The 9,695-nt window shown below is 28.4% G+C and carries 9 protein-coding genes; 6 read left to right on the top strand and 3 right to left on the bottom strand.

From position 1 onward, the window contains the following. The first annotated feature begins 78 nt into the window (after window positions 1-78). From Q3223_RS04025 to Q3223_RS04000, 6 genes are all read left to right on the top strand, one after another. On the top strand, window positions 79-1,119 hold the full coding sequence (locus tag Q3223_RS04025) for a M42 family metallopeptidase (RefSeq protein WP_054270610.1): 1,041 nt from the start codon (window positions 79-81) through the stop codon (window positions 1,117-1,119). 378 nt (window positions 1,120-1,497) lie between these two features. Then, window positions 1,498-1,749, top strand: a complete 252-nt coding sequence (locus Q3223_RS04020) for a TM1266 family iron-only hydrogenase system putative regulator (protein WP_003430584.1) — start codon at window positions 1,498-1,500, stop codon at window positions 1,747-1,749. A 14-nt stretch (window positions 1,750-1,763) separates the two neighbouring features. Beyond that, window positions 1,764-2,972, top strand: coding sequence for a [FeFe] hydrogenase H-cluster maturation GTPase HydF (gene hydF, locus Q3223_RS04015; RefSeq protein WP_054276931.1), 1,209 nt, complete (start codon window positions 1,764-1,766; stop codon window positions 2,970-2,972). Between the two features lie 35 nt (window positions 2,973-3,007). Then, window positions 3,008-4,093: a [FeFe] hydrogenase H-cluster radical SAM maturase HydE gene (gene hydE, locus Q3223_RS04010; protein ID WP_054270612.1), complete on the top strand. Its 1,086-nt coding sequence runs from the start codon at window positions 3,008-3,010 to the stop codon at window positions 4,091-4,093. Continuing rightward, a complete protein-coding gene (gene hydG / locus Q3223_RS04005; protein ID WP_054276932.1) occupies window positions 4,094-5,470 on the top strand; it encodes a [FeFe] hydrogenase H-cluster radical SAM maturase HydG in 1,377 nt (458 codons plus the stop codon). A 90-nt stretch (window positions 5,471-5,560) separates the two neighbouring features. After that, window positions 5,561-5,995, top strand: a complete 435-nt coding sequence (locus Q3223_RS04000; protein ID WP_054276933.1) for a hypothetical protein — start codon at window positions 5,561-5,563, stop codon at window positions 5,993-5,995. A gap of 73 nt (window positions 5,996-6,068) precedes the next feature. Here Q3223_RS04000 and Q3223_RS03995 read toward each other — a convergent pair whose 3' ends face one another. The 3 genes from Q3223_RS03995 to Q3223_RS03985 form a co-directional block, all read right to left on the bottom strand. Further along, window positions 6,069-7,388 (bottom strand): aminotransferase class III-fold pyridoxal phosphate-dependent enzyme, encoded by a 1,320-nt coding sequence (locus Q3223_RS03995; RefSeq protein WP_054270615.1) that lies wholly within the window; start codon window positions 7,386-7,388, stop codon window positions 6,069-6,071. A gap of 292 nt (window positions 7,389-7,680) precedes the next feature. Continuing rightward, window positions 7,681-8,469 (bottom strand): putative ABC transporter permease, encoded by a 789-nt coding sequence (locus Q3223_RS03990; RefSeq protein WP_407811671.1) that lies wholly within the window; start codon window positions 8,467-8,469, stop codon window positions 7,681-7,683. A gap of 115 nt (window positions 8,470-8,584) precedes the next feature. Further along, on the bottom strand, window positions 8,585-9,544 hold the full coding sequence (locus tag Q3223_RS03985) for a VanZ family protein (RefSeq protein WP_407811670.1): 960 nt from the start codon (window positions 9,542-9,544) through the stop codon (window positions 8,585-8,587). Window positions 9,545-9,695: the final 151 nt, after the last annotated feature.

The raw sequence follows: 9,695 nt of genomic DNA, 5'->3' as shown, positions 1-9,695 counted from the left end.
TCTTTTATTTTTAGTTTTCAGAACATTCGTATTTATGTTATAATTTGTATGAATATATATTTTTTAGGAGGAAACAATATGAATTTAAATTTAACTAATACTATAAATTTAATGAAAAAATATTTAGATATCCCAAGTCCAGCTGGATATACTGAAAATGCAGTTTTAGAAAGTAAAAAAGACTTTGAAGCATTAGGTCTTAATACTATTCTTACAAAAAAAGGTGCACTTATAGCTACTCTTCCTGGTGAAGATGATTCAAATCAAATAACAATATCTGCACATATGGATACACTTGGAGCTATGGTAAAAGAAATATCATCTGATGGTACTCTTAAATACCATAAAGTTGGTGGTGGTTGTTGGGCAGCTATAGAAGGAGAAAACTGTACTGTTATAACTAGAAAGGGTAAAAAAATCAGAGGAAGTATTGTATTTAAATATGCTTCTACACATATATATGGTCAGACAAAGGCTGCTACTGAGAGAAATGAAGAAACAATGATTATCAGACTTGATGAAAAAGTATTTACAAAACAAGATGTATTAGATTTAGGAATAAGTGTTGGAGATTTTGTGTGTCTAGACCATCGCTTTGAAGCTACAGAATCTGGTTTTATAAAATCTAGATATATAGATAATAAAGCTGCTGTAGCAATGGTTCTTGAAATATGTAGATATTTTAAGGAAAATAATTTAACTCCTAAACATACTACTAACTTTTATATAAGTAATTATGAAGAAATTGGACATGGTGTTTCTAAAGCTTTACCTGAAAAAACAAAAGAATTTGTAGCAATAGATATAGCACCAACTGGTCCAAGTCAAACATCTAGTGAACATGGTGTAACTATAGTTGCAAAAGATAATTTATCATTATATGATTTTAATTTAAGAAACAAACTTGTCGATGTTGCAGAAGACAATAATTTAGATTATGCTGTCGATGTATTTACTTTCTATGGTTCAGACGCTTCAGAGGCCATTCGTTGGGGAGAAGATGTTCAAATAGCATGTGTTGGTCCTGGAACAAACAATAGTCATCACTATGAAAGAACACATATAGAAGCTATCGAAAACACTCTAAAACTACTTATAAACTATATGCTTAAAAAATAGTTAAATACACATTTTACTAAAGTCATTTCTTAACAAATAACCAATTTTAATTTTAATTTTTATACAAAAATTGGTTTTCCTATAGACTTAATTTCAATTTACTACTATTATATAAGTAGCTTCAATTTTCTTTAGTTAATTTTTATATAATTTATATAAATTATGTGAAAATTTTCTTTAGTTAATTGTTGTTAAATTAAATTTTTACAAGCTAACCCTACCAGAAAAGAGTTATCTAATCTGTAAGGAAATAGTTTAATATGGCACATTATACTTGTGTAATTAATAACTTTTCTTTTGTAGAAACTTTTCTTTAAAAGAAAAGTTTTTTGATTTTGGATTTGTTTAAGACATATTTTCTGAGTTAGGAGGATATTTATGAAAAAGGTTGCGGTCATAAGTGCTATTTTAGAAGAGCCAAAAGAATGTCAGCTTAAATTTAATGAGGTTGTATCAGGTTTTAAAGGTATTATTAAAGGCAGAATGGGAATTCCTTGTGAAGAAGAAGGAGTATCGATTGTATGTATAGCAGTTGTTGGCGAAATGGATACTATTAATAGTTTGACTGGTAAATTGGGAAACATACCTCATGTATCTGTAAAAACTAGTATATCAAAAAAAGAAATTTAAGGTGGTGAGTACAAATGAGTCTAAATTCTACTCCACAATCAATAAGAGTACATATAGGTCTCTTTGGTAAAAGAAATGCAGGTAAATCTAGCATAATAAATGCTATAACGAATCAAAGTGCTGCGATAGTATCAGATATTGCTGGAACTACTACAGACCCAGTATTTAGACCAATGGAAATCCTTCCTATAGGACCTTGTGTTCTTATAGATACTGCCGGTCTTGATGATGTTGGTGAACTTGGTGAACTTAGAATAAGTAAATCATTAGATGTTTTGGAAAAAACAGATATAGCTTTACTAGTAGTTGATTGCCAAATTGGTATATCAAAAGAAGATTTAACGCTAATTGAAAAGTTTAATGATAAGAATATACCTCATATTTTAGTTCTTAACAAGATTGATACAATTAAGAATCACTCTGAAATTTTAGACTTAACTAAAAATAAAGTTAAATGTCCAGTTGTTTCTGTCTCATCAACAGATAAAATTGGAATTGAAGATTTAAAGAATGAAATAATAAGAGTCTTACCTAAAGACAGCACTGAATTTAAATTGGTATCAGATTTAATTGAACCAAATGATTTAGTTGTTTTGGTAGTTCCAATAGATAAAGCCGCCCCAAAGGGAAGACTTATACTTCCTCAACAGCAAGTTATAAGGGATATTTTAGATACTGGAGCAATTTCTATAGTTACAAAGGAAGATAGTTTAAAAGAAACTCTATCTAGTCTAGGTAAAAAACCAAAACTTGTTATTACTGACTCTCAAGTATTTCCACAAGTAGATAAAGATACTCCAAAAGATATTCCTCTTACATCTTTTTCTATATTATTTGCTAGACAAAAGGGAGACCTTAAAGAATTAATTAATGGCGCTTATGCTTTAGAAAATTTAAAAGATGGTGATAAAGTCTTGATGGCTGAGGGATGTACCCATCACAGACAGACTGATGATATTGGAACAGTAAAGATTCCTAACATGATTAGAAAGAAAACTGGCAAAAATATTACTTTTGAATTTAGTTCTGGAGTATCCTTCACTGAAGATATAAATAAATATGCACTTGTAGTTCATTGTGGAGCTTGTATGATGAATAGAGCTGGAATGTTATCTAGAATAGAAAAGGCAAAATCTTTCAATGTACCTATAGTAAACTATGGTATTTTAATAGCATATGTAAAAGGTATTTTAGAAAGATCACTTGAACTTTTCAATTATTAAAAATTTAACCATATTTAATAATTACATATTTAGATATGACTAAAAATAAGATTAAATACTTTATAGATAAACTTTACAGCATAAATTCATTAAGCTTTGATGAACTACTATATTTAATAGAAAATATCGACAATGAAGAATATAACTTTGAACAAAATTTAAGAAACTATCTTTATAAGCAAGCTAGCGACATGAGAAATAAGCATTATGGAAACAGAATCTATTTGAGAGGACTTATAGAACTTACAAACTATTGTAAAAATAATTGCTACTACTGTGGAATACAATCTTCTAATAAAAATATCATAAGATACAGACTTTCACTTGATGAAATACTTGAATGTTGTGATATAGGATATAAAATAGGATACAGGACTTTTGTTTTGCAGGGTGGTGAAGATACATATTTTAATGATGATAAAATATGTGAAATTGTTTCAACTATAAAAAATAAATATGAGGATTGTGCCATAACACTATCACTGGGAGAAAAGAGTTATGACTCATATAAAAAATACTTTTTAAGTGGTGCAGACAGGTATCTTTTAAGACATGAAACTGCTACAGACAGTCATTATAAAAAATTACATCCACCAAACATTGAACTTAAAACTAGAAAGGAATGCCTAAAAAACCTTAAGGAAATTGGTTATCAAGTAGGTGCTGGATTTATGGTTGAGTCACCATTTCAAACCAATGAGGACCTTGTTCGTGATTTATTGTATCTAAAAGAATTAAATCCTCATATGGTTGGAATAGGACCTTTTATTCCACATCATGACACAATATTTAAAGATTATAAACATGGAGATTTAGAAAAGACACTACTTATGCTTTCAATTACAAGACTTCTACTTCCAAAAGTTTTATTACCTGCTACAACGGCCCTTGCATCTATAAACCCTAGTGGAAGAAATGCAGGTCTTTTAGCTGGCTGTAATGTAATTATGCCAAACCTTTCTCCTCAAGAATTTAGAAAACAATATTCTCTTTACGATAACAAAGCCTTTACTGGTCAAGAAGCTTGTGAGTATCACCAAAGTTTAGAAGAAAACATCAAGTCATTAGGACTTAAAGTCGACTATTCTCGTGGTGATAATATTGAATGGAGGCGTTTGTAAATGTTCATAAAACATGAACTAATTAATTCTTTATTAGAGGATGCAAAAAATTCAACTTATGATGATATTGAAAAGGTACTTGATAAGGCTGATAGAAGGGAAAAACTTACTTATAAAGATATAGCTACTCTTCTTGAAGTGGAAGATAAAAAACAACTAGATAGATTATTTAGTATAGCTGGGCAAATAAAAAACGAAATATATGGTAATAGAGTGGTTTTATTTGCCCCTCTCTATGTATCAAACTACTGTGTAAATGAATGTGTTTACTGTGGTTTCAGTACATGCAACAAATTTAAAAGAAAAAAACTTACTATGGATGAAGTAAAAGAAGAGGTTAAAATACTAGAAAAAATGGGTCATAAAAGACTTGCTCTAGAAGCTGGTGAAGACCCTAAAAACTGTGATATAAATTATATTTTAGATTGCTTAGATGCAATTTACTCAACATATAACGAAAATGGAAATATAAGAAGGGTAAACGTTAACATAGCTGCTACAAGTGTAGATGAATACAAGTTACTAAAGGAAAAGGGAATAGGAACTTATATATTATTCCAAGAAACTTATCATAAACCAACATTTATAAAGATGCATGGTCATTCTATAAAAAATGACTACTATTACCATTTAACAGCTTTTGATAGAGCTATGGAAGCTGGTGTTGATGATGTTGGTGCTGGAGTCTTATTTGGCTTATCTGACCCAAAATTTGAAGTTCTAGGACTTATGATGCATAATGAACACTTAGAGGAAAAATTTGGAGTAGGATTCCACACTATATCTTTCCCTAGATTAAAAAAAGCTGAAGGAATGAGTTTAGAAGATTTTCCTCACTTAGTTTCTGATGATATGTTCAAAAAAATAGTAGCTATAACTAGATTAGCTGTTCCTTTTACTGGAATTATAATGTCCACTAGAGAAACTGCTGATATGAGAAATGAATTGCTAAAATATGGTGTATCACAAGTCAGTGCAGGTTCTCTGACAGGTGTTGGAGGATATAAAGCATATGAAGATGGTGACAATACAGAACAATTTGAAGTTGGAGACCATAGAAGCCCTGTAGAGGTGCTTAAAGAACTAATAACTGATGGATATATCCCTAGTTATTGTACAGCTTGTTATCGCAAAGGTAGAACTGGAGATAGATTTATGAGTTTAGCTAAAAGTCGCCAAATCCACAATGTCTGTACACCAAATGCTCTTACTACATTAAACGAATTTCTAATTGATTATGGTGATGAGGAACTTAAAGCTATGGGCAAAAAACTTATCACAGAAGAAATAGCTAAGATAGAAAGAGAAGATATAAGAAACATAGTATCTAACAATATGACTGCCTTAGAACGTGGAGAAAGAGACTTATACTTATAAAATTTTATTACTTATATATTATTTATTGTATATTCTATGGGTTAGTAGTAATATTATCTAAAGGGAAAGTTTAAGGGAGGGAGATTAACATTGAAAGATAACAACAATACCAATAAAACTATTCAATTTGGAGAAAAAAAAGCTAGCCTAGAAAGCAATATTCAAAAAAATAAAAATATCAAACTTGATAATACACACAAAGTCATTCCTTACCCTAAAAATAGAAAAAAGGATGATAAAAAGAAAAGTAACAAGAAAAAGAATATAAATACCAATAAATCTAAAGTCAATAAAAATAATTATGGTCATTCTTTTTTTAACAACAAATACAAATATAAAAGAAAACCTTATGTTATTGCCTTATACACAGTAATTTTTATTCTTTTAGCAATATTAATTATAACTAAATTAACAGATAATACAAGTAAAGGTAACTACTCTCGTAATACTGTTTCTGATGCTCACAAGAATGACATCCAAAACATGACCCTTAATGAATCAACTAATCTTCTTACTTGTGGGTAATTTAAAAGAGTTATCTCATTTCAGAAATTACTTTCTAAAACTGAGATAACTCTTATTTTTATTTATATGTATTTTACCAACCTTGAGTTACTTCATATACTTCATCACCAATTCTACCATTTAAATAATCATCTATTGCAGAATCTATGATACTCATTGCTTTATCTACTTGTTCCTTAGTTATTACTAGAGGAGGTTGTACTCTTAAAGTAGATTGACCTAAGAATATCATTATTAAACCAGTTTGTATACATCTATAACATATCTTAGCTGTAGCATCTGGATTTTTTTCATTAGAGCCATTTCCTTTAACTATATCAACTCCTATAGATAATCCTAAAGCTCTTATTTCTCCAATTATATCGTATTTTTCTCTTAACTTCTCAAATCCTGCTTTAATATAATCTCCCATTTCTATACTCTTTTGAAGTAAGTTTTCTCTTTCAATTATTTCTATAGATTTTAAAGCAGCTACACATACTGTTGTATTTCCAGCTAAAGTAAATAGATGTGCTGGAGCATCAAGGCTTTGCATTATCTCAGTTCTTCCAACAACTGCTCCTAAAGGTAATCCACCTCCAACAGATTTTCCAAGAACTATAAGGTCTGCTTCAACTCCGAAATTTTCTATACCAAACCACTTACCTGTTCTTCCCATACCTTGTTGTATTTCATCACTTATAAGTAGTATTCCATTTTCTTTACATATTTTACTTAAACCTTGTACCCACTCTACTGGAGGTACTATTATTCCTGCATCTCCTGCAATTGGTTCTATAAATATTGCAGCTACTTCTTCTGCTGGTAAATAGTGCGCAAAAGCATATTCTATCTCATCTAAACATTCTTTAGCTGTTCTATTTTTATCAGGGTAATGGAAGTGATAAACTTCTGGTAACAATGGACCCATTTTTCTTCTCATATTTGTACTTAATGCAGATATAGATATAGCTCCATAAGTACTTCCATGATAAGATTCATACATAGATATTATTTTTGTTCTTCCAGTATACCCTCTTGCTAGTTTTATAGCAGCATCTATACAAGCAGAACCTGTTGCACTGTATAATACTTTTTTATCATTATCTCCAGGGGCTATTTCCACAAGCTTTTCAGCTAATTTTACAGGAGGATCACTATGGAAATACGCAAGTGTATATTGTGTGATATCATCCATTTGTTCTTTAACTGCTTGTGAGATTTCCTTATTTCCATGACCTACATTCGCAGAGCCTGCACTTGCTAAAAAATCAACATACTCATTACCTTCATAATCATATAACATTGCACCATCACCTGATTTAAATGCTACTGGATAGTAAGGTATTTTTTGTGTTTTAGCAACATATTTTTTTTCTTCTGTACTTATCATTTGACTAGTTATCTCGCTCATTGGCAAATCATCCCCTCTTTAAATAGATTTATGTTTTAAAATTATTGCGATTTATAAAGATATTTCTATATAAAATTCTTTATATACTTAATGTTATTATCTTTGGCACAAATTGTCAATATATGTTTTTACAATTTTCAAAATATTTGTTATTCAGGAACAATATATTTTATTCTTATCAAATAAACATTATTCCACAAAAAATAAAGGACTCTATTCTATTTTTATAGAGTCCTTTAAAAATTAACTTATAAATACCATTATTCTGTTTATTTTCTATTAAATTATATAATTATTTTTTATTTTCTCTAATAATACCTTTGAAATACTCTAATTGCTCTTGTTGTTTTTTATGTTTTATATATGGAAAAGCTTTGATAACTCTTTTTTGTAGGATAATATTGGACTCTATACGGTCTAATTTACTGTTTATTTTGTTTATTTTTTCTCTAGTTTCCAATTCATCTTTATTTACTGTTTTAAATAAAGCTTGTATTTCGCCTCTATCAAATTTATCAAGTTTCACATTTATATCACTAAGGTCTGCAATTATCTCATCTAACAAGCTTAACTTTATATCCAATTTTTTGAGTGTTATAATAGTAACAATCAAATCAATTATAGTCCAAAGTGTTGTAATTATAGCCATTGATATTAATATTCTATATGGAATTGTTCCTACAAAATACTTTATAAATGGATGTATCAACTTTACTATTATAACAGACATTACACCAAAGTATATTGCATTTTTTAAACATACTCTACCCTTTATATTGAATTTTCTGTCAGAATAATCCCACCATTTTGCATGAAATAAGGTCTCTAAAATAAATCCTGTAAAATACTCTAATATTGTTGTTAAAATCATGCCTAATAGAAATATTATGACTATATTATCAAACCTTTCCAATAATGATATTATAATCACTGCTCCAAAACCATAAACAGGACATATTGGACCATTTAAAAAGCCTCTATTAATTATTCTTTTGCTCGCTATAGAACAACCTATACTTTCTACTGTCCATCCTAAAAAAGAATATATAAAAAAGTACAAAACATACCTTATTATTTCCATAATTTATCTCTACTCCTTCACTAAGTTGTCTTATTTTATGCATAATGTAAAAATAGTTATAGAAATAGTTTTTTCGTTTTTTATGTTTGTTATTCTTTTATATTAAATTAATGTCCTATTCCTTTAATCCAATTAACAATTTGCTAGCTACAATCCCATGTTTATCTTTTGATTGGTTTTCTTTATCAATCCAAACATAAAATGTATCGTATTTCCTTAATAATGGTAAATTTTTAACATCAAATTCTTGATATTTAACTACATCACTTTTTGATTCTTCAGTAATCACATAAGATACTAATCTTGTATTTTCACTTAAATAAATTCTTATATTTCCATCACTATCAATTATATTTTCTGGTCTCTTTACTTTATTATTAGAACCAGCTTTAATGGTTATTGTGCCTTTTTCAAATCTCTCAAATGTACCAATTATGTCTACCTCATCTTTATTTATATCCTTGATTATTTCCTTATTTTCCTCAATTAATATTTTTGATATTTCTTTATTTGATTTAAATTTAAAGTTTAGCAAATCTTGATAATTTATAGAAATAATTCCTAGCCCTATAACTCCTAAAACCAAGCTAGTTCCTATTATAGCCTTGAACTTTATTATATTATTAGGAAATAATTTAGTCATATTTATGTAAATAGCAATACCAATTATACCACCCAATGAATTTAAAATAATATCATCTATATCACTACTTCCAAGAGCAAGAATATATTGTATTGTTTCAAATCCTAAACTAATAAATATAATTGCTGTAATCATAGTTTTTTTATTTAATTCTTTAAATACTATAGGGAAGAAAATCCCCATTGGAATAAATATGCCTATATTTCCTATAATATTTACAGTAGCTCTCATAAAACTAATATTATTATCTATGATAAATTGCCATATTGTATAAAATGGTATTAAATTTACAGACCTGAACATTCCTTTAAAAATAGCGTAAATTGGTACATCTTTAAATAAAATTATTCTTATAGTCAATAAAACATATACAAAAAATATTATGTACACAATTGATAGTAAAAATTTTTCTAATTTTTTATTTTCTTCCACTAATAATCACCTTCTCTCTTAATATTTCAATGGTAGCAATAAACATTTAAGACGATTTTAAAATTTTCTTAAAATTTCCTTAAATATTTATTAAAAACAAAAAAAAGCCTACACTAAAAAGTGTAGACCTTAACAAATCCTTAAACAAATA

Source organism: Clostridioides sp. GD02367 (genome assembly GCF_045900275.1).
GTDB classification, from domain to species: Bacteria; Bacillota; Clostridia; order Peptostreptococcales; family Peptostreptococcaceae; genus Clostridioides; species Clostridioides difficile_A.
The sequence above is the reverse complement of the archived record's forward strand: the minus strand, read 5'-3'. Positions and strand labels throughout refer to the sequence as shown.

Coding starts and splice junctions, on each gene's coding strand:
- Q3223_RS04025 (WP_054270610.1), top strand. CDS start 79: ATGAATTTAAATTTAACTAATACTATAAATTTAATGAAAAAATATTTA.
- Q3223_RS04020 (WP_003430584.1), top strand. CDS start 1,498: ATGAAAAAGGTTGCGGTCATAAGTGCTATTTTAGAAGAGCCAAAAGAA.
- hydF (WP_054276931.1), top strand. CDS start 1,764: ATGAGTCTAAATTCTACTCCACAATCAATAAGAGTACATATAGGTCTC.
- hydE (WP_054270612.1), top strand. CDS start 3,008: ATGACTAAAAATAAGATTAAATACTTTATAGATAAACTTTACAGCATA.
- hydG (WP_054276932.1), top strand. CDS start 4,094: ATGTTCATAAAACATGAACTAATTAATTCTTTATTAGAGGATGCAAAA.
- Q3223_RS03995 (WP_054270615.1), bottom strand. CDS start 7,388: ATGAGCGAGATAACTAGTCAAATGATAAGTACAGAAGAAAAAAAATAT.
- Q3223_RS03990 (WP_407811671.1), bottom strand. CDS start 8,469: ATGGAAATAATAAGGTATGTTTTGTACTTTTTTATATATTCTTTTTTA.